Source organism: Nakamurella sp. UYEF19 (assembly GCF_040546275.1).
Classification (GTDB): Bacteria; Actinomycetota; Actinomycetes; order Mycobacteriales; family Nakamurellaceae; genus Nakamurella.
The window spans coordinates 52,173-72,122 of the sequence record NZ_JBEPNO010000016.1; the positions used below are offsets into that span (position 1 = coordinate 52,173).

The window sequence follows — 19,950 nt, forward strand, 5'->3', positions numbered from 1 at the left end:
CCGGCGGTAGCATCGGAAACCATGCGCCTCACCGAGTTCCGTGCCCTGATGCGGGCCCATTTCGGCCAGCATCGTGCGACTTCGGTGGCTACCGACCACGTCTTCTCCGCGCTCGGCGGTCGGACCGTCGACGAGGCTCTGCGTGGTGGCGAGAATCCCAAGCGGGTGTGGGCGGTGGTGTGCGAGACCTTCGATGTCCCTGCGGCCCTGCACCACGGGTTGCCCGACTGATCTGTTGATCGCTTGCCGCTGGGTGGGCTTCCCTCTCACCGGCGACTGGACCAGTTGGTCTCACCGGCGACTGGTCCAGTTGGTGCCGGGCAAAGGCATCGCGACACGCCCATCCCACCTACTGGCATCTCGAACATCTGTACGTCTAGAGTTATCCCCATACCTGTTGGTTGTCCACATTCTGCGGCGGCTACGGGCGGCTGTCGGTGGTGGCCTCTACCGTCGGTCAGGACAAGCAAGCAGACATCACGCCAGTCGGTGCAGCACCGGTCGGGCGACCTGAGAACACGAAAGGCACGGGGTTGCCATGTCGGCACCGGATCGTGAAAAAGCACTCGGCATCGCACTAGCGCAGATCGAGAAGCAATTCGGCAAGGGATCGGTGATGCGTCTCGGTGACGAGGGCAGAGCACCGGTCGAGGTGATTCCCACCGGCTCGATCGCACTCGACGTCGCTCTCGGGATCGGTGGTCTGCCTCGCGGCCGCGTGGTCGAGATCTACGGTCCGGAATCGTCGGGCAAGACGACCGTCACCCTCCATGCGGTGGCCAGCGTGCAGGCGGCCGGCGGCATCGCGGCGTTCATCGACGCGGAGCACGCGCTGGACCCCGAATACGCCAAGGCTCTCGGCGTCGACACCGACAGCCTGCTGGTCTCCCAGCCGGACACCGGTGAGCAGGCGCTGGAGATCGCGGACATGTTGATCCGATCCGGCGCGATCGACCTGGTCGTCATCGACTCGGTGGCCGCGCTCGTGCCACGAGCCGAGATCGAAGGCGAGATGGGCGACAGCCACGTGGGTCTCCAGGCCCGGTTGATGTCCCAGGCCCTCCGGAAGATCGCCGGTGCCCTGAGCAACACCAACACGACGATGATCTTCATCAACCAGCTCCGCGAGAAGATCGGTGTCATGTTCGGCTCGCCGGAAACGACCACCGGTGGCAAGGCGCTGAAGTTCTACGCCTCCGTCCGGCTCGACATCCGCCGGATCGAGGCGTTGAAGGACGGCACCGACATCGTCGGCAACCGGACCAGGGTGAAGGTCGTCAAGAACAAGATGGCGCCCCCGTTCAAGCAGGCCGAGTTCGACATCATCTACGGCCAGGGCATCTCCCGCGAGGGCTCGCTGATCGACGTCGGCGTCGAGCAGGGTCTGGTCCGCAAGGCCGGTGCCTGGTACACGTACGACGGCGAGCAGCTCGGGCAGGGCAAGGAGAACGCGCGGACCTTCCTGCGTGAGAACCCGGACATCGGGCAGGAAATCGAGAAGCGGATCAAGGAGAAGCTCGGTGTCGGTGCCCGCATCGACGACGACACGGTTGCTCCGGCTCCGGTCGACTTCTGAGGGTTCTGTTGATGGCGGCTCCGAGAGCAGGGAGAACAGTTCGTGGCGATCGGTAGTGATCGCATCGAACCCGATTCCGTTGACGTGACGTCGTCCGCCTCGCCGATTCCTCGGCAGGCGGGCGGCGAACGCCCTTCTGGGCAATCACCCGCGGCGGCACCATCCGAACCGGCGGCGTACGAGAACGGCCGGAGGCGGCAACAGATGGACACGGCTGAACGGGAATCCCGGCTGCAGACCCTGGCGGAAGAGATCGCCGCAGTGCAGAGCACCGGGCCGTCGGCCGTTCGGACCCCGGCCGGACCGGCTGACGCCGTGCCGGCTGACACTGTGCCGGCTGACACTGTGCCGGCTGACACTGTGCCGGCTGACGCTGTGCCGGCTGACACTGTGCCGGCTGACACTGCACCGGTCGGCAGCAGAACAGCGCGTGAGCTGACCATTGCGGCGAAGGCGATCTGCCTGCGACTGCTGGCCGTCGCGCCGAGGCCGCGGGCCGGCCTCGCGCAGGCTTTGAGGCGCAAGGAGATCCCCGAAGAGATCGCCGAATCGGTTCTCGACCGCCTCACCGAGGTCGGGCTGATCGACGACGTCGCCTACGCCAACAGCTACGTCCGGGTAAAGCACCGCGATCGAGGTCTCGGTCGTTCCGCTCTGCGCAGCGAACTACGCAAGCTCGGCGTCGAGCCCGACGTGTTGGCGGCAGCCGTCGAGACGGTCGACAGCGATGCCGAACGCGCCAGAGCCCGCGAGTTGATCGGCAAGCGGCTCGATGCTGCGATGGCGGCCGGTCCGATCGCTGCCCGTCGGCGTCTGCTCGGTCTGCTGGCCCGCCGGGGCTACTCGCCCGAGATCGCCGTCCCGGTGGTGGAAAGCGCTCTCGAGGGGTACTCGCAGGCGCAGGATGGTTGGTCCTAGACCGAGCCGCCGTCGGGTTGGTGCGCTTCAGTTGTGCGGGTCAGCTTGACCGCTCATGGGCACGTCTTTAACCTCAAAGTCACAGGAGAATCACGAAGCGTGCGCTGCAGGTCGGTGCGCAATCGATAGCGGTGTAGTTCTGCCGCATTTGCCCAGCTCAGATGGGCCAAGCGGGACGGTCCCTCCGTAGGGTCGTTCCGAAGATGGCTGGTGCCCCCATGGCGCGCGCCCGCGAAACTCCCTCCGTCCACGGACGGCGACAACGAGGGAGGTGCCATGCCGAACGCCTTGATCATCGTGCTCGCCGTGGCGCTGGTAGCGACCATGGTCGCCTTGATAGCTCTACTTCGACGGCAACCGACCGCTCCGGCGCTCGACGAGAACATGCTCCGCAAACTCTTCACCGAAACCATGAATACCGCTTCGCAGCGCGAAGGGGCTTTGGATCACGACCGGCCAGGCGCCCACTCCGCCGGAACCAACGACAAGCTCCGCACCGGCAGTCCCAGCACCGGCAGTCCCAGCACCGGCAGTCCTAGTACCGGCAGTCCCAGCCCAGACAGTCTCAGCGCGAGCAGTCTCGGCACCGATGGTCCCAGCACCGACAGGATTGAACTCGCCGGCGAAGTCGCGAGTCCGACGGGGACCGATTCGACCGCATCCGGGGGTTCGGTCGGGTCGGTCAGTTCGCTCGGTTCAGCGGATGCAGTCCCGGCCGCAGGTGGTCAGGGTCCGGCCCACGCCACCGCGCAGGACCATGCTTCGCTCCACTTGCTTCGGCAGGAGGCCTCGGCAGCGGCAGCGGAGATCAGGCGGGTGGCCGCCGACGCGGCGGATTCGACCAGGGAACGGTCACTGGTCGACGCGGCCCGGCTGCGGACGGAGGCCAAGGCCGAGGCCGACAGGACGTTGTCCGAGGCCAAGGTCGAAGCGGATCGGGTTCGCGCCGGCATCCAGTCCGAGAAGCAGCGCCTCGCGCAGGAGGCGCTGGACGCTCTCAGTGGCGAACGGGCCGAATTGGCCGAGTCGCAGCAGCGACTGCGGAACTCCGCTGCGGGCGTCGCCGATCAGCAGAAGCAGCTCTCCGACGAGCAGGAGCGCATCAGGGCCGAACGTCAGGAGCTCGGACGGTCCAGAACTGCCGCCGACTCGAGGGAGAACGATCTCCGCACCCAGGCCGCCGACCTGTCGGCCAAGGGCCTCGCCATGGACGAGCGGGCCAGGGAGATCGATCTGCAGGTTGCCGTCCAGCAGGCCGAACTCGCCCGGATCTCCGGGCTGACCGTGCCCGCGGCCCGAGCCGAGCTGCTCGCGTCGCAGGAGCAGGCCGTCCGCCGGGACGCCGCCTTCATGATCAGGCGGGTGGAGGCCGAGGCCGAGGCAACGGCCAAGACCCGGGCTCGCGCCATCGTCGCGGAGGCCGTGCAGAGGGTCGCCTCGGACCAGACGGCGCAGACGGTCGTGTCCGTCGTGCACCTGCCGGCCGACGAGGTCAAGGGCCGCATCATCGGCCGCGAGGGCCGCAACATCCGGACGTTCGAGACGATCACCGGGGTCAACGTCATCATCGACGACACACCAGAGGCCGTCCTGCTGTCCTGCTTCGACCCGGTGCGCCGGGAGGTCGGGCGGATCACGCTGCAGATGCTGATCGACGACGGTCGCATCCATCCGCACCGCATCGAGGAGGCCTTCGAACGGGCCGGGGACGAGGTCGATGCCCTGTGCCGTCGGGCGGCCGAGGACGCAATGCTGGACGTCGGTATCACCGACCTGCACCCCGAGTTGGTCAACCTGGTCGGGCGGCTGAAGTACCGGACGTCCTACGGACAGAACGTGCTCGGTCATCTGGTCGAGACCTCGCACATCGCCAGGATCATGGCGGCGGAGATGGGGATCGATCCGCAGATCGTCGCCAGGGGTGCCTTCCTCCACGACATCGGCAAGGCGCTCACGCACGAGGCGCAGGGCTCGCACGCCATCGTCGGCGCGGAGTTGGCTCGCAAGTACGGCGAGTCCGAGGAGATCGCCCACTGCATCGAGGCCCATCACGACGAGGTATTGCCGGGCACCGTCGAAGCGGTGCTGACACAGGCCGCGGACTCGTGCTCGGGTGGGCGGCCGGGCGCGCGCCGAGAGTCGCTGGAGTCCTACGTCCAACGGCTGGAACGGATCGAAGCCATCGCGAGTGCGAAGAAGGGCGTCGAGAAGGTGTTCGCGATGCAGGCCGGCCGCGAGTTGCGAGTCATGGTCAAGCCGGAGATCGTCGACGACCTCGAGGCGCACCTCCTCGCACGGGAAGTGGCCAAGCAGATCGAGGAGGAGCTGACCTACCCGGGGCAGGTCAGGGTCACGGTGATCCGGGAGTCGAGGGCGACCGAGATCGCCCGCTGACGGTGGGCGGCGCCGGATACCCCTCGATCCTCGTGCGGATCCGACGCCGCCACCAGCCCGGCCTGGCACTGACTTGATGCAGCGCCCATTTGCCCGAGCAGGGGATCGCCCACACCGGGCGGCTAGGCGGTGACCTGCGGCTGGCGGCCGGCTCCGGCCGGCCCGGCGAACACCTGGGCGATGTCCAACCATTGGTCGGCCATTCCCGGGGTGGCCTCGAGCGCAAGGTCGTCGCGATGCCTCCGCTGGGTGATCAGCAGGCAGAAGTCCAACGCCGTACCGGTGATTCGATCCGAGGCCGAGGTCGAGCCCCAGGTCCAGCTGCTGCCGTCAGGAGCCTTCAATTCGACGCGGAACGGCGAGCTCGGGCTGCGGCTGCCGTGGATCGAGAACGCGAAGTCACGGGTACGGATACCCAGTTCTGCGATGTGCCGTAACCGGTGGGTGGCCGATGGCTCGCGGCCCAGAGCGTCGGTGACGTCCAGCCCGTGGGCCCAGGTCTCCATGATGCGCGACTCGGCCGCGGTACCGATGGCCATGGCAGGGCCGAACCATGGGATGCGCGCACCGGCGGGCAGGCCGGACAGCGTGGCCACCAGATCCCGGCGGACCTGACGCCACTCGGCGAGTAGTTCGTCGGCGGGTCGGCTCGCCTCGAAGGCGGCTCCGGCGTTGACCGTCATCTCCGGGTCGGCACCGAAAGCCTCGGCCTGACGGGCGAATCCCGTCCGGTCGTGGCAGGCGAGGGCGGTGACCCGGTCGGTCCACAGCAGGTGGCCGATCTGATGGCCGATGGTCCACCCCACTGCCGGAGTCTCAGCGGTGAAATCCACGTCGTGACCGGCCACCACCCGGTCGAGATATTCCCCCTCGTCACGCAGGTCGGACAGCACCAATTCCAGATCTCCGGTGTTGCTGGGCATACTCGCTCCCTCGCGGTGGAACATGCTGTGGAGCGTGTCCGGTGCTCTGGAAACGCGCACAACCTATGGGCGGGGGTTCGGAGACATCCCCGTGAGGGTTTGCCGTCCGGGGCCGGAAATCTTGCATAGGTCGCTGGCTATCGGATATCGGTCACTGCGCAGCTGCCGCGTTTGCAGCCGCGACGGTGGACGTACCGGGCAGCGGGGTCGTCCCCGTGCCGACGGCTCCGGCCGTTCCGGGGTCGCTCCTGCCCGCCCGGTTGCGCAGCCTTCGCTCCAGCCGACTCGCCGCGAAGGTCAGGGCGACATTGAGCAGGATGTAGATCACGCCGACCACGACGTAGGTGGGCAACAGATTCTTGTAGAAGCTGGCGGCGGTGGAGGCGGCGCGCCGGAGTTCCACGTAGCCGATCAGCAGGCCGCCCAGGGCGGTGTCCTTGAGGACGACGACCAGCTGACTGACCAGGGCCGGCAGCATCACGGTGACGGCCTGCGGCAACAGCACCGACGTCATCATCTGCGACTTGCTCAGTCCGATGGCCGCGGCCGCCTCGCTCTGCCCACGGGGCAGCGACAGGATTCCGGCGCGGACGACCTCGGCGATGACCGAACCGTTGTAGAGCACCAGGGCGATGACGACCCCGGCCAGTGGGCTGGACACCGAGAACACGGTGAACCAGAGGGTGAAGGCGAACAGCATCAGGATCAGCACCGGGATGGCCCGGAAGAATTCCACGACGGCCGCCGCCGGGCGACGGAGCCAGGCGTGGTCCGACAGCCGGGCGATCCCCAGCGCCGCTCCGACCGGCACGGCGATGACCACACTCAACGCGGCGGCCAGGACCGTCGCCCAGAGGCCCGGCAGCAGATAGGTGGTCCAGGTGCCGGCCTGCAGGAACGGCTTCCACTTGTCGGCTGCCAACTGCCCCTTGTCGGCGAGTGTCGAGAGCACCCACCAGAGGGCGAGCATCAGCAGGGCGCCGAAGATGACCGTCAGGACCAGATTGAGCCGCCTGGCCTTGGGCCCCGGGTGGTCGTAGAGCACGGTGACCGCGTCTTTGGTGGTCACCGGCTGACCGCCGCCCGTCGGGCGACCCAACCCAGAATCAGGCCGATCGGGAGCGTCAGCACCACGAAGCCGAGAGCGGTGACCAGGAACACCGCGGTGAACTTGTCACTCTCGTTCTCCATCAGCTCACCCATCAGCAGTGCGGCCTCGGCCACGCCGATTGCAGAGGCGACGGTGGTGTTCTTGGTCAGCGCGATCAGCACACTGGCCAACGGGGCGATCACCGCCCGGAAAGCCTGCGGCATCACGATGATGGTGAGCACCTGGGTGAACTTGAGGCCAATGGCCCTGGCGGCTTCGGCCTGCCCCGGCGGGACCGTATTGATGCCGGAGCGGATGGCCTCGCTGACGAAGGTGGAGGTGTAGAGCACCAGCCCGAGGACGGCGAGCCGGAAGTTCTGGGTGTCGAGGAACGCCTGCGGGTTGACGCCCGCCTCCCTGGTCGCCAGCTTGACCCCGAGCTGCGAATAGAGCACCTGGGACATCATGATGATGATCAACGTCAGCGGGATGTTCCGGACGATGTTGACGTACCCGGTGGAGAACGTGCGCATCAGGGCGATCGGCGCGACACGCATGGCGGCCAGGACGGTGCCGAGGATCAGCGAGCCGATGGCCGCCCAGAAGGTCAGCTGCACGGTGACCCAGAACGCGCCCCAGATGTCGTACTTCGGATTGGACAGGAAATCGAAGTTCAAGTGCTCTCACCCCTGCCGAGCGGGGTCACGACCGCGTTCAGCTGATCGTCGGAGGGGTCGGGATGGTGTAGCCGGACGGGCCGACCGTCGCCTCGAGGGCCTTCTTCCAAGACCCGTCGGCGATCATCTTCTTGATGGCGTCGTTGACGGAGGCGGTACCGGCGGTGTCGCCCTTCTTCAGCCCGATGCCGTAGTTCTCGTCGGAGAAGCCCTTGCCGACCAACTTGAAATCACCGGGGGACTGGGCCGCGAATCCGGCCAGGATGACATCGTCGGTGGTGACCGCGTCGACCGTTCCGGTCTTGAGCGCCTCGACGCACTCGGAGTAGGTGCCGAACTCCTGCAGTGCAACGTCTTTGGCGTACTTTTCCTTGACCTTCTGGGCTGGCGTCGAGCCGGTCACCGAGCAGAGGATCTTCCCGGCCATCGTCTCGGGTCCGGTGATGTCGGTGTTGTCGGCCTTGACCAGGAGGTCCTGGTGGGCGACGAAGTACGGTCCGCCGAAGTTCACCTTCTGCTTGCGGGTATCCGTGATCGAGTAGGTCGCGACGATGTAGGCGACCTCGCCACGTTCGATCAGTCCTTCGCGCTCGGCCGACTTCGACTCCTTGAACTCGATCCCGGACTCCGGGACACCGAGATGCTTGGCCACGTACTTGGCCACCTCGACGTCGAAGCCGGTGAAGGATCCGTCGGGATTTTTCAGCCCGAGGCCGGGCTGGTCGACCTTGATGCCGACGATCAGCTTGCCGGCCTTCGCATTGGCGAGGACCTTCGAAGCTCCGGCCGGGACCGCCGAACCGGACGCGGACGGTGCGGACGAGGACCCGGCCGGCGAGGAAACGGCCGGCGCAGCCGCGGAGGTCGAGGAACTCGTCGATGCTGCGCCGGTGCTGGAACTGCCGCAGGCGCCGGCGACCAGGGCGACCGCGACCGCACCGGCGGCGATCAGGACGATCCGGAAACGGGACGGAAGATGCGCCCTGAGTCGGGAACCGGACGGGGAGGACGTTCTCATGACTGTCCCTTCACAAAACGGATGGCGCCGGACGGTCCAGCACCAGGCGTGGATCTGTGGGCACCGATGCGGGTCTGCCGCGCCGGGGCACCGGATCAGTGGGTCAGGATCTTGGAGAGGAAGTCCCTGGCACGGGCCGACTTCGGCGTGGTGAAGAACTCGTCCGGCCCGGCGTCCTCGACGATCTCGCCGTCGGACATGAACAGCACCCGGTCCGCGGCCTTGCGGGCAAAGCCCATCTCGTGGGTGACGACCACCATCGTCATGCCGTCCCTGGCCAGGGCCGTCATGACGTCCAGTACCTCGCCCACCATCTCCGGGTCGAGGGCACTGGTCGGCTCGTCGAAGAGCATCACCTTGGGCTTCATCGCGAGTGCCCGGGCGATGGCCACCCGTTGTTGCTGGCCGCCGGAGAGCTGCGCGGGGAGTTTGGACTTCTGGGACACGATGCCAACCCGGTCCAGCAGCGAAAGACCAAGCACCTCGGCAGCCCCCTTGTCCATCCCACGGACCTTGATCGGCCCCAGCGTGACGTTCTCCAGAATGGTCTTGTGGGCGAAGAGGTTGAATGACTGGAAGACCATGCCGACGTCGGCGCGCAGTTGCGCGAGAGCCTTTCCCTCTGCCGGCAGCGGGATCCCGTCCACCAGAATTTCGCCCGCGTCGACCGGTTCGAGACGGTTGATGGTCCGGCACAATGTCGATTTGCCCGATCCGGACGGCCCCAGGACGACCATCACCTGACCGCGCGGAACCTCGAGGTTGATGTCCTTGAGCACATGCAGGGAACCGAAATGCTTTTGCACGTCGTCCATCCGGATCATCGGTTCGCTGTTCTGGTCGCCTCCCGGCGGATTTTTTCGCCAGCCTCCCTGCACGGCGTACGGACCGATGTCGGATGCGGTCGAATCATCGGACACGAGCTCTCCTTCGTGGCGTCGGCAGCTGCGGGAAACGCTTGTCGGACCGGCGGACCTGTGACCGACTTTGGCAGAGAAAGCGAGGGTGCGTCCGCTCAGGGTACCAATGGTAATCAAACCTTTACTTTTGCGTCTTCTGGAACGGGCCGATCACGGCCGGTGAAGCCGCGCCGGCGACGTACCCTGATCGGCGTGAGTACCGCCATGACCGGCCCTGCCGTCCTTCCAGTGACCGGCGGAGCTGGGCGCACCTACCAGGTTCGCACCTACGGCTGCCAGATGAATGTCCACGACTCCGAGCGGCTCTCGGGTCTCCTCGAGCAGGCGGGCTATCGCGAGGCCACCGATGGGCAGGACGCGGACGTGGTGGTCTTCAACACGTGCGCGGTGCGCGAGAACGCCGACAACCGGCTGTACGGGAACCTTGGCATGCTGGCCCCCCGCAAGACGGCCGACCCGAACATGCAGATCGCTGTCGGGGGCTGCCTGGCGCAGAAGGACCGCAGCGAGATCATCCGGCGAGCCCCCTGGGTGGACGTCGTGTTCGGCACCCACAACGTCGGATCGCTGCCCACCCTGCTGGACCGGGCGCGCCACAACAACCAGGCCCAGGTGGAGATCCTGGACGCGCTGGAGGTCTTCCCGTCCTCGCTGCCCGCCAAGCGCGATTCGGCGTCCTCGGGGTGGGTGTCGATCTCGGTTGGCTGCAACAACACCTGCACCTTCTGCATCGTGCCGGCGTTGCGCGGCAAGGAAACCGACCGCCGTCCGGGCGACATCCTCGCCGAGGTCGGCATGCTCGCTGCCGAAGGCGTCCTGGAGGTCACGCTGCTGGGGCAGAACGTGAACTCCTATGGCGCAGAATTCGGCGACCGCGGTGCGTTCGCGGACCTGTTGCGGGCCTGCGGCCGGATCGACGGACTCGAGCGGGTCCGCTTCACCTCGCCCCATCCGAAGGACTTCACCCCCGACGTCATCGCGGCGATGGCGGAGACGCCGAACGTCTGCCACCAGCTCCACATGCCGCTGCAGTCGGGTTCCGATCGCGTGCTGAAGTCCATGCGTCGGTCCTACCGCAGCGAGCGGTACCTGCGGATCCTCGACGACGTCCGCGCAGCCATGCCTGATGCAGCCATCACCACCGACATCATCGTCGGCTTCCCCGGCGAGACCGAGGAGGACTTCCAGCGCACCCTGGACGTCACCGAGCAGTCGGGGTTCGCCACCGCCTTCACCTTCCAGTACTCACCGCGCCCCGGGACGCCCGCGGCGACCATGCCCGACCAGGTACCGCCGCAGGTCGTCACCGAGCGGTACCAACGGCTCAAGGCAGTGGTGGACAACTCCGCGTTGCGCGGGAACCAGGACATGGTCGGACGGGGCGTCGAGGTCCTGGTCTCGGCCGGCGAAGGCCGCAAGGACACTTCGACCCACCGGATGAGCGGACGGGCGAGAGACGGCCGCCTGGTTCACTTCTCGCCGACCGGCCGGCTGGTGGACGGCGCAGTTCGCCCGGGCGATGTGGTCACCACCGTGCTCACGCGAGCCGCCCCCCACCACATGGTGGCCGACGGCGACCTCACCGGCCACCGCCGGACCAGGGCCGGGGACCGGCATGCCGAGGGGATCACCCCGCGCACGCCGGGCGTCGGTCTCGGCATGCCCTCGCTCGGTCGCCCGCCGGCCACCGCGCCCGACGCCGTCGGTTGTTCGACCTGCTGAAGTCCGACCTTGCCGGTCCTGCCGGTCCTGGACTGAAGAGCCCCGAATGCTGGGCCCCGAATGCTGGGACCCGATTGCTGGGCCCGACCAGGGGGATTCCCGCCATCAGATCGGCTGCAGAAGCAGGTCGGCCCGCGAGCGGGTGGCCAGCACACAGGCGGCGTTGCGTCCGTCCGTTCCGGTCGTGGAGCGGGTCAGTGCCAACTCCGGGGTCCGTCCGAACGCGATGTGGCGTGACACCAGGCGCTCCAGCCGTAGATCCTCGGGCGTGTCCAGGTACCAGGCCTGCGTGAGCAGGGGTTTGACCTGGTCCCAGGGCTCTTCGTCGAGGAGCAGGTAGTTTCCCTCGGTGACGACTACTTCGATCTCCGGGCCGACGGGCACCGCGCCGGCGATCGGCTCCTCGATCGCCCGGCGGAACTCCGGGGCGTAGACGATCTCCTGACGGCCGTGGTCGCGTGCCGAGACCAACCGCTGTAGCAGGGCGACATAGCCTGCGGCATCGAAGGTCTGCGGCGCACCCTTGATCTCAGCCGTGCCGGCGGAGTCCAACACGTGCTGGGCCAGGTGGTACCCGTCCATCGGAACCAGTGCGGTCGGGATCGGTACCGGGCCGTGCACGAGATGCTCCTGGACCGCGGCCGCGAGCGTCGACTTGCCCGAGCCCGGAGCTCCGATGATGCCGACGAGCACTCGTCGCCCCGGCCGGTGCAGTCCGCGGATCCGGTCCGCCAGCAGCTCGGCATCCGCCGGTACGACTGGGACTCCTCCAGCCACGGGCGCGGCGGTCGTCGTCCCGGTCACCGCTCGACGGCGCCCTGAGCCGCGGCGAGCCATTCTTCCCACTGTGCCGCCTGGGCGTCGGCCTCCCTGGCCTTGCGCTCGTTGCCCGCGGACCGGGCCTTGGCAGCCTGGGTCCGGAAGGATTCCGCGCGCGACCGGAACTGCTCGATCCGCGCGCTGGTCTCCGGATCGGTCCGGCGCCAGTGCGAATCCTCGGCCGAACGGATCTTGTCCTCGACGGTCCGCAGACGTGAGTCGAACTCCTTGATCCGCTCACGCGGAACCTTGCCGGCGGCCTCCCAGCGCTCCTGGATGGATCGCAGCGCGGCCTTCGCAGCGTCGAGACCGCCGGCCGGGTTGATCTTCTCGGCCTCCAGGAGCAGTGCGTCCTTGATCGCGGCATTGGTCTCGAACTCCTGGTCGCGCTCGGAGAACGTCTGGTTGCGGTGGGAGAAGAACTTCTCCTGCGCCGCCCGGAACCGGTCCCAGAGGGCATCCTCGACGTCCCGCGGTGCGCGGCCGGAGGCCTTCCACTCCTCCATCAGCGTCCGGTAGTCGCCGGCGGTCTTGCCCCACTCCGTCGAGTCGGCCAGCGCTTCGGCTTTCGCGATCAGCGCTTCCTTGGCCTCACGTGCTGCGCCGCGCTGCTTGTCCAGATCGGCGAAATGCGTCCCGCGGTGCCGGGTGAAGCCGTCACGGGCCTTGGCAAACCGCTTCCAGAGAGCGTCGTCGGTCTTGCGGTCGATCCCTTTGATGGTCCGCCACTCGTCGACGATCTCCTTGAGCCGGTCGCCGGTCGACTTCCACTGCTCGGACTCGGCCAGCTGCTCGGCCTCCACGCACAGTGCTTCCTTGGCTGCCACTGCGGTGGCGCGGGCGGCTGCCCGAGCGGTCGACGCACCGGCGATGGCAGCGTCGGCAGCGCCGATGACGATCTCCAGCCGGGCCGCCGCCGAGTCCAGATCACCGATGCCCGAGAGGGTCTCGACGGTCTCCCGCAGTTCGATGGCGTGTGCTTTGGTGGCCTTGGGATCTCCCGAGCCGGTGGCCAGACGTGTTTCCAGCAATGCGATCTCGGTCGCGAAATCATCGAACCGGCGGGCGAAGTGGGCCAACCCTGCCTCAGCGTCACCGGCCTGCCAGTTACCGACCGCCCGCTCCCCGGTCGGCCCGTAGACGTAGACCACGCCGTCGTCGTCGATGCGTCCCCACTTGTGGGGATCCGTCGGCTCGACGGTCGGCTCGACCGTGATGGTCGGTGCTGCCGCGCCGGTGGGGCGGGACGCTCCCCGACCACCGGGGACGCCGCCGGGCCGTCCGCCCGGTGCCCGACCAGGGCGGCCTCCCGGTCCGCGACCGGGGTTGGGCCGCTGCGCGGCCGCCGGAGCGGGAGTTGCGGGAGGGACTTCGGCCGCGGGGACTTCGGCCGGTGGGACTTCGGCCGGTGGGACTTCGGCTGGTGGGACGTCTACCGGTGAGACGTCTACCGCGGGGACGTCGGCCTCCGGGACGGCAGCCTCCGCGTCGTCAGAAGTGCACTGGTCTTCGGCTGGCAACGGAACCTCGGGAACACCCGGAACATCAGGGATCTCCTCGACTTCAGTCGGCACTGATACCTCGGGGGCTCGCGGCGCTACGGGGATGTCCGAGGCCGTCGACGCGTCAGGAATCTCGGACTCCGACGGCCCTGCCGCGGCGTCACCGATGGGCGCCTCGAGTGATGCGGCCTGCTCGACCTCCGATGCCTGGATGTCTTCCGCCGGGAGGCTTGTCGAGCCCTCCGGAAGTTCGGCGTCGCCGTTCTGAGCGCGCATGTCCTCGGTCATCGTTGCTGGCCTTTCTGCTGCTCGACTGGGGAGTCGTGACTCCCGGCACCTCACGGTGCCCGTGCTACCTCGCCGGATACTCGATGATCCGCGCCCACCAGTGTGCCTGTTGGCCCCTTTGCTCCACTAGCCCGGGCCGCGAATACGCTGCCGACCGGTCCTGCGCTCGTGGTTGCGCCGGTCAGCCTGCTCGTGGTCACGACGGTGGGCCTGCGCTCGTGGCTGCGCCGGTTAGCCTGCAACGGTGATCGTCGGAGTCGCTGTCTGCCCTGGGGCGCCCTTCTTGGTTGCCGGCCTGGCTCCGGCGCTGGAGCGATCTGCTCGCGGTCTGTCCGACACCTGTGCTGCCGCGGTCGCCCGGCTGGCCGGCGCGGACCGCATCCTGCTGATCACGAGTGGGCCAAGGGCCCGCGATCTCGGTGTGCCCGCAGCGCGCCGTTCCGTCCTGCACCCGAGCGGTACCACCGTGACGTCCGCGCCGCTCACCGACAGCCGGTTGCCACCGCTGTTCGAGGGCCGGCTGGCCGGCGGCAGCGACCTGGGTGCGGCCCCGATCGCCGGCGCACCGGTCCCGCTCTTCCCACGGGTGGGGATGTCGCCCGGGGTGGGTGTCATCGTCGGCGCAGCGTTGCTGGCCCAGTCCCACCTCGAGATACCAACCGTCGCGATCGAGCTCGCCGCCGCCGCCGCCGATGCCGATGCAGGGGCCGGACTCCAGGGAGCAGCGGACGCCGTCGATCCGGCGCTCGACCTGCTGCATGCCGCGTGCCGCTCCAGCGACCGAGTGGCCCTGCTGGTCGTCGCCGACGGATCCGCCAGCCGTGGACCGGATTCGCCCGGCGGCGGGCACCTGGGCGCTGCACCGCTGGACGCCGCCCTGGCCGCCGCGCTGGCGTCCGGTAGTCCCCGGGACCTCGCTGATGCCGTCGATTTCGTCGGCGACGACGCGGGGGCACTGCTCTTCACCTCCGGACCCGCGTTTGCCGCCCTGGCCGATCTCACCGCGGCGACACCGCCCGGGCGGGCGACACTGTTCTACGACGACGCTCCGCTCGGCATCGGGTACCTGGTCGCCACCTGGTCCTGGTCGTGACCTCGGCACACCTGCTTGTTCCTGCGCGCCCGAGGCAGGCGGGGACGTGGCGTTGAACCGCCTGATCGTCCTGGCCGGCCCGACCGGGACGGGCAAGTCCGATGCCGCCCTCGACATAGCCGAACTCCTCGACGGCGAGATCGTCAACGCCGACTCGATGCAGCTGTACCGGGGCATGGACATCGGCACCGCGAAACTGCCACCCGACGCGCGCCGCGGGATCCCGCACCACCTGCTGGACGTTCTGGACATCAGCCGTCGGGCCAGCGTCGCGGCCTATCAGCAGCAGGCCCGGCAACACGTCGAGGACATCCTGGCCCGGGGCCGCACGCCGTTGCTGGTCGGGGGCTCGGGCCTCTACATCAGGGCGGTGGTGGACCGCATCGATTTCCCGGGCACGGATCCGCTGGTGCGCGCCGAGCTGGAGGCCGAGCTCGCCGACGTCGGCACGGCGCCCCTGTTCGAGCGTCTGACGCGGTTGGATCCGGCAGCGGCCGCCGCCATCGAACCTGCCAACGGACGGCGATTGGTCAGGGCGCTCGAGGTGATGAGGGTGACCGGACAGCCCTTCACCGCCACCCTGCCCATTTCCGGACCCCCTCTGTACGACGCGCTGCTGGTCTGCCTCGACCGCCCGAGCCAGGTGCTGGACGAACGTCTGGACCGACGCGTCACCCTCATGGTCGGCGCCGGGTGGCTGGACGAGGTCAGAACGCTCGACGCCGCCGGCCTGCGACACGGGGTGACCGCCTCCCGCGCGCTCGGCTACCCGCAAATGCTCGCCGTGCTCGACGGCGAGGTGGACCTGGCGACGGCGATGGCGGAGACGACCAGGCTGACCCGCCGGTTCGTCAGGCGACAGCGATCCTGGTTCGGCCGGGACCATCGGATGCACCGGCTGGACGGTGGTCTGCCGCAGCTCGCCGCCGCCGTTGCGGGCCTGGCCGGGCTGTCCGGGTAGGCCGTGGGGAGTCGGCGCCGGACAGGCATCCGCCGCAGCGAGCGGGCCCGTAGGCTCGTCACCGTGCAATCCGGTGGCGTCAGATTTCTCAAAGGGCATGGGACGCAGAACGACTTCGTCCTGATCCCCGATCTCGACGATGCCCTCTCGCCCACCGCGGCGCAGGTCATCGCCATCTGCGATCGCCGGGCCGGGATCGGAGGCGACGGGCTGATCCGGATCGCTCCCGAGCCCGGAGGCGGCTACTTCATGGACTACCGCAACGCCGACGGGTCGCTGGCGGAGATGTGCGGGAACGGTGCCCGACTGTTCGCCCGGTATCTGGTAGACGCCGGTCTGCAGCAGCCGGGATCCTTCGAGTTCGGCACCCGCGGGGGCGTCCGGACGGCGCAGTTGGAACCCGCCGGAGACGTGAGCATCGGGATGGGTCCGGCCAACGTGGGCGCCGAGTCCAAGGCCGAGCTGGGTGGGCAGGTGTACTCCGGGACGGCCGTCGATGTCGGCAACCCGCATCTGGTCTGCCTCCTCGATGCGTCCGCCTCGTCCACCCTTGCCGCTCTCGACCTGAGCGCGGCGCCGCACTTCGACGCCGACGTCTTCCCGCACGGCGTGAACATCGAGTTCGTGGTGCCACTGGGCGCCGACCGCGTGCGGATGCGGGTCTTCGAACGTGGCGTCGGCGAGACCCGTTCGTGTGGAACCGGAACGGTAGCGGTGGCCGCTGCCTTCCGGCACTCCCTGCGGATCGGATCAGCCATCGGCCGCCCGGTCGGCGACGTCGGCCCGGTCACCGTCGATGTACCCGGTGGCACCGTGTGCGTCTCGTTCGAAGATGGTCAGGACGGCGGCGCGACCCTGACGGGGCCGGCCGTCATCGTGGCGCAGGGCGTCATCGAGCAGGACTTCTGGGACCGTCACCGCTGACGACGACGATGGCCGCTGGGGTCGCAGGCAGATCGCCGGGGGCAGCTGCCACGTCATCGTGCTCGGGCAGTTTCTTCATCCGCCACACCGCGCGGGAGGCCACCGGCAGCACGGCCAGGCACCCGAGCGAGGCGGCCACCCACATGGTGGCCATGACGCCGAGATGGGAGCCCATCAGGCCCCCCGTCATCGCGCCGAGCGGGATCGTGCCCCAGACCAGGAATCTCGCCGACGCGTTCATCCGGCCGAGCAGTTCCGGCGGGCACAGGCGCTGCCGAAAACTCACCGTGGCGATGTTGTAGGCGACGATCGACGCCATCGCGAAGACCCCTCCGACGATCAGCGTCGCCACCGCCGGCAGGACGGCCGCCAGCGGGTTGGCGAAGGTCAGGACGGCGACTGCGATTGCCGTCAGGACGATCGACGGGCCCTCGCCGATCCGGCGCGCGATGGCCGTCGCGAGCAGGGCACCGGCCAGCCCGCCGACCGCGGCCGCCGAGTCGACGACCCCGATGGTGAAGGCCGACAGGTGGAGGTCGTCGATCATGTAGAGCACCGCCAGGGAGGCCCCGATCGAACTGGTGAAGTTGCCGATGGCGGTGCAGGCGATCAATCGGCGCAACAGGGGATGGCCCAGGACGAACCGCAGTCCCTCGACGATCTCGCGCCGCAGCGGCTGACGGTCCTGCGGATCCGCGGCGACCTCGCGGTGGCGGATGCGGTGCAGGAAGAGCGCCGACACCACGAACCCCGCGGCGTTGAGCACGATGACGGTCGGCGGGCCGACCGTGCGGAGCAGCAGGCCCCCGACGGCCGGTCCGGCGGACTGCGAGACCGATTGACTGGCTTGAAGTTTCGCGTTTCCCTCGACGACCTGGTCGTCCGGGACGAGGAACGGCAGGTAGGACTGGTAGGCCACGTCGAAGAAGACCGTCAGCATTCCGATCAGCGTTGCGACGGCCATCACCTGGGCGAGCGTGAGGGCATCGAGCCACCACATCAGCGGCAGGCCGGCCAGCAGCGCCGCCCGTCCGAGGTCCGCGGCGATCATCACCCGCCGCTTGCTGCGACGGTCGACGATCGCGCCCGCGGGTAGCCCGATGACGAGGAAGCCGAGGCCGGACAGGGTCGAGAGCAATCCCATCTGGAACGCGGTCGCGTGCAGCGCGGTCACCGCCAGATAGGGAATGGCCAGCGACCCGAGCGCAGCACCGAGCTGGCTCGCCGTGTCGCCGATCCACAGCTGCCGGAAGTCCCGGTGGTGGATCAGGCTGGGGGGCTTGTCCTCGACGACCGGGACAGCAATCGGGACGACCGGGACAGCCATCGGAGCGGGCGAACCTCCTCCGGTGTCGGGCACCCGCAGAGTGTTGGGCACCGTCGAGGAGCTGTCAACGTTCGGGTGTCGACCCTCCTGGCCGTGCATCCCGACGGGCAAACCGGTGGCACACCGGGGTCATGATGAGGCACCCTGGAGTTATATGACGAAACATGACGATTTCCTTGCCCGCGCCGGTCGCAACGGCGATGTGGACGCCGACACCGGTGGCGATCGGGATCTGGCCGACAGAGCAGCCCTGCGGCGCGTCGGCAGCCTCTCCACCCAGCTCACCGACATCACCGAGGTCGAGTACCGCGAACTCCAACTCGAGCGCGTGGTGCTCGTCGGTGTCTGGTCGACCGGCACCGCCCAGGACGCCGAAGCCTCGATGACGGAACTCGCGCGGCTCGCCGAGACCGCCGGTTCGGTGGTCCTCGAGGCCCTGTCCCAGCGCCGGCGCAACCCGGATGCCGGGACGTACATCGGGTCCGGCAAGGTCAAGGAGCTGGCCGAGGTGGTCCAGCTGACGGGCGCCGACACGGTGATCTGCGACGGCGAGTTGTCGCCGGGCCAGCTCCGCAACCTGGAGGAGCAGCTCAACGTCAAGGTCGTCGACCGGACCGCGCTGATCCTGGACATCTTCGCCCAGCACGCCAAGTCCAAGGAGGGCAAGGCGCAGGTCGAACTGGCCCAGCTCAACTACTTCCTCCCGCGACTGCGCGGTTGGGGTGTCGCACTTTCCCGGCAGCGGGGTGGACGCGTGGCCTCCGGCGCCGGTATTGGTTCGCGTGGTCCCGGTGAGACCAAGCTCGAGATCGATCGCCGACGCATCCACCGGCGCATCGCCCTGCTCAAGAGCGAGCTGTCGGCGATGCGTCAGGTCCGGGACACCAAGCGGTCGCAGCGGCGCGCCAATGCGGTCCCGGCGGTGGCGATCGCCGGGTACACCAATGCCGGCAAGTCCTCGCTGCTGAACTCCCTGACGGAAGCGGGCGTGCTCGTCGAGGACTCGCTGTTCGCGACTCTTGATCCGACCACCCGCAAGACCACCACCACGGACGGGCGCCTCTACACGCTCACCGATACCGTCGGGTTCGTCAGGCATCTGCCGCATCAACTGGTCGAGTCCTTCCGTTCCACGCTGGAGGAGATCGCCGACGCCGACCTGGTGGTTCACGTGATCGACGGGTCGGATGCGAATCCGGAGGACCAGGTCGTCGCGGTCCGCGAAGTGCTGACGGAGATCGACGCCGCCCAGGTCCCGGAGATCATGGTCGTCAACAAGATCGACGCGGCGGACGAGATCACCCTCGGGCGTCTTCGTCACCTGATGCCGCATGCCGTCTTCGTCTCCGCCCGGACCGGTGAGGGGATCGCCGAGTTGCGCGCCGTCATCGCCGGTGCGCTGCCCGACCCGGCGATGCGGATCGAGGTGCTGGTCCCCTTCAAGCTGGGCGCTCTGGTGTCCCGGGTGCACGCCGAGGGCACGGTCCTCACCGAGGAGCACACGGCGGAGGGCACCTTGATCCAGGCGAAGGTCTATCCCGCGCTGGCCGGAGTGCTGGCCGACTACCGGGTGGCGGCCACGTCGGCCTGAGCGGACCGCAGGCACACCTTCCCGGCCGCCTCCGGGCGGAGCCAGGACATCGGTGGCAGGTGACCCTCAGCGACATCGGTGGCAGGTAGCCCTGGAAAGGATCCGGTGGCGGGGTATCGTGGGAATTCGATACGAGCGGCTCGCTGCTCCCATCGAAGTCGGCAGCAGCCGCGAACAAGAACTGACAGGCAGTCGAAAAGGATTCTG

17 protein-coding genes are annotated in these 19,950 nt (G+C 68.4%); 9 read left to right on the forward strand and 8 right to left on the reverse strand.

The window, feature by feature from the left end; all coding sequences use genetic code 11:
- The first annotated feature begins 21 nt into the window (after positions 1-21).
- From ABIB25_RS19665 to rny, 4 genes are all read left to right on the forward strand, one after another.
- A complete protein-coding gene (locus ABIB25_RS19665; protein ID WP_354530212.1) occupies positions 22-231 on the forward strand; it encodes a DUF3046 domain-containing protein in 210 nt (69 codons plus the stop codon).
- Positions 232-538: 307 nt separating this feature from the next.
- Positions 539-1,576 (forward strand): recombinase RecA, encoded by a 1,038-nt coding sequence (gene recA, locus ABIB25_RS19670; RefSeq protein ID WP_354530213.1) that lies wholly within the window; start codon positions 539-541, stop codon positions 1,574-1,576.
- 390 nt (positions 1,577-1,966) lie between these two features.
- A complete protein-coding gene (locus tag ABIB25_RS19675) occupies positions 1,967-2,494 on the forward strand; it encodes a regulatory protein RecX (RefSeq protein ID WP_354530214.1) in 528 nt (175 codons plus the stop codon).
- 276 nt (positions 2,495-2,770) lie between these two features.
- On the forward strand, positions 2,771-4,888 hold the full coding sequence (gene rny / locus ABIB25_RS19680; RefSeq protein WP_354530215.1) for a ribonuclease Y: 2,118 nt from the start codon (positions 2,771-2,773) through the stop codon (positions 4,886-4,888).
- Between the two features lie 122 nt (positions 4,889-5,010).
- On the opposite strand, the gene ABIB25_RS19685 is transcribed toward rny, so the two are convergent.
- The 5 genes from ABIB25_RS19685 to ABIB25_RS19705 all read right to left on the reverse strand — a co-directional run bounded on the left by ABIB25_RS19685 (position 5,011) and on the right by ABIB25_RS19705 (position 9,420).
- Positions 5,011-5,811, reverse strand: a complete 801-nt coding sequence (locus ABIB25_RS19685) for a TIGR03084 family metal-binding protein (protein WP_354530216.1) — start codon at positions 5,809-5,811, stop codon at positions 5,011-5,013.
- Positions 5,812-5,962: 151 nt separating this feature from the next.
- Positions 5,963-6,880 (reverse strand): amino acid ABC transporter permease, encoded by a 918-nt coding sequence (locus tag ABIB25_RS19690; RefSeq protein ID WP_354530217.1) that lies wholly within the window; start codon positions 6,878-6,880, stop codon positions 5,963-5,965.
- Positions 6,877-7,578, reverse strand: coding sequence for an amino acid ABC transporter permease (locus ABIB25_RS19695; protein WP_354530218.1), 702 nt, complete (start codon positions 7,576-7,578; stop codon positions 6,877-6,879). The genes ABIB25_RS19690 and ABIB25_RS19695 overlap by 4 nt, the downstream gene beginning before the upstream one ends.
- Before the next feature lie 37 nt (positions 7,579-7,615).
- The gene (locus tag ABIB25_RS19700) at positions 7,616-8,596 is read right to left on the reverse strand and encodes a glutamate ABC transporter substrate-binding protein (protein ID WP_354530219.1); all 981 of its coding nucleotides are present in this window, start codon (positions 8,594-8,596) and stop codon (positions 7,616-7,618) included.
- Between the two features lie 95 nt (positions 8,597-8,691).
- Complete coding sequence (locus tag ABIB25_RS19705) at positions 8,692-9,420, reverse strand: amino acid ABC transporter ATP-binding protein (RefSeq protein ID WP_354530267.1); 729 nt, start codon at positions 9,418-9,420, stop codon at positions 8,692-8,694.
- 300 nt (positions 9,421-9,720) lie between these two features.
- Here ABIB25_RS19705 and miaB point away from each other — a divergent pair, with 300 nt between their 5' ends.
- Positions 9,721-11,238: a tRNA (N6-isopentenyl adenosine(37)-C2)-methylthiotransferase MiaB gene (gene miaB, locus ABIB25_RS19710; RefSeq protein WP_354530268.1), complete on the forward strand. Its 1,518-nt coding sequence runs from the start codon at positions 9,721-9,723 to the stop codon at positions 11,236-11,238.
- 105 nt (positions 11,239-11,343) lie between these two features.
- On the opposite strand, the gene ABIB25_RS19715 is transcribed toward miaB, so the two are convergent.
- Together ABIB25_RS19715 and ABIB25_RS19720 are read right to left on the reverse strand one after the other, a co-directional pair.
- Complete coding sequence (locus ABIB25_RS19715; RefSeq protein ID WP_354530220.1) at positions 11,344-12,015, reverse strand: nucleoside/nucleotide kinase family protein; 672 nt, start codon at positions 12,013-12,015, stop codon at positions 11,344-11,346.
- Positions 12,016-12,038: 23 nt separating this feature from the next.
- Positions 12,039-13,577: a DUF349 domain-containing protein gene (locus tag ABIB25_RS19720; RefSeq protein WP_354530269.1), complete on the reverse strand. Its 1,539-nt coding sequence runs from the start codon at positions 13,575-13,577 to the stop codon at positions 12,039-12,041.
- 514 nt (positions 13,578-14,091) lie between these two features.
- Between ABIB25_RS19720 and ABIB25_RS19725 the strand changes: the two genes are divergently transcribed.
- From ABIB25_RS19725 to dapF, 3 genes are all read left to right on the forward strand, one after another.
- The gene (locus ABIB25_RS19725; protein ID WP_354530221.1) at positions 14,092-14,940 is read left to right on the forward strand and encodes a class III extradiol ring-cleavage dioxygenase family protein; all 849 of its coding nucleotides are present in this window, start codon (positions 14,092-14,094) and stop codon (positions 14,938-14,940) included.
- A gap of 52 nt (positions 14,941-14,992) precedes the next feature.
- Positions 14,993-15,901 carry a tRNA (adenosine(37)-N6)-dimethylallyltransferase MiaA gene (gene miaA, locus ABIB25_RS19730; protein WP_354530270.1) on the forward strand — a complete coding sequence of 303 codons (909 nt, stop codon included), beginning with the start codon at positions 14,993-14,995 and terminating at the stop codon, positions 15,899-15,901.
- 63 nt (positions 15,902-15,964) lie between these two features.
- Positions 15,965-16,825, forward strand: a complete 861-nt coding sequence (gene dapF, locus ABIB25_RS19735; RefSeq protein ID WP_354530222.1) for a diaminopimelate epimerase — start codon at positions 15,965-15,967, stop codon at positions 16,823-16,825.
- On the opposite strand, the gene ABIB25_RS19740 is transcribed toward dapF, so the two are convergent.
- Complete coding sequence (locus ABIB25_RS19740) at positions 16,791-18,185, reverse strand: MFS transporter (RefSeq protein WP_354530223.1); 1,395 nt, start codon at positions 18,183-18,185, stop codon at positions 16,791-16,793. The genes dapF and ABIB25_RS19740 overlap by 35 nt on opposite strands.
- Before the next feature lie 121 nt (positions 18,186-18,306).
- On the opposite strand from ABIB25_RS19740, the gene hflX reads away from it, so the two are divergent.
- Positions 18,307-19,743, forward strand: coding sequence for a GTPase HflX (gene hflX / locus ABIB25_RS19745; protein WP_354530224.1), 1,437 nt, complete (start codon positions 18,307-18,309; stop codon positions 19,741-19,743).
- Positions 19,744-19,950 lie beyond the last annotated feature (207 nt).

Coding starts and splice junctions, on each gene's coding strand:
- ABIB25_RS19665 (WP_354530212.1), top strand. CDS start 22: ATGCGCCTCACCGAGTTCCGTGCCCTGATGCGGGCCCATTTCGGCCAG.
- recA (WP_354530213.1), top strand. CDS start 539: ATGTCGGCACCGGATCGTGAAAAAGCACTCGGCATCGCACTAGCGCAG.
- rny (WP_354530215.1), top strand. CDS start 2,771: ATGCCGAACGCCTTGATCATCGTGCTCGCCGTGGCGCTGGTAGCGACC.
- ABIB25_RS19685 (WP_354530216.1), bottom strand. CDS start 5,811: ATGCCCAGCAACACCGGAGATCTGGAATTGGTGCTGTCCGACCTGCGT.
- ABIB25_RS19700 (WP_354530219.1), bottom strand. CDS start 8,596: ATGAGAACGTCCTCCCCGTCCGGTTCCCGACTCAGGGCGCATCTTCCG.
- ABIB25_RS19705 (WP_354530267.1), bottom strand. CDS start 9,420: ATGATCCGGATGGACGACGTGCAAAAGCATTTCGGTTCCCTGCATGTG.
- miaB (WP_354530268.1), top strand. CDS start 9,721: ATGACCGGCCCTGCCGTCCTTCCAGTGACCGGCGGAGCTGGGCGCACC.
- hflX (WP_354530224.1), top strand. CDS start 18,307: ATGACGAAACATGACGATTTCCTTGCCCGCGCCGGTCGCAACGGCGAT.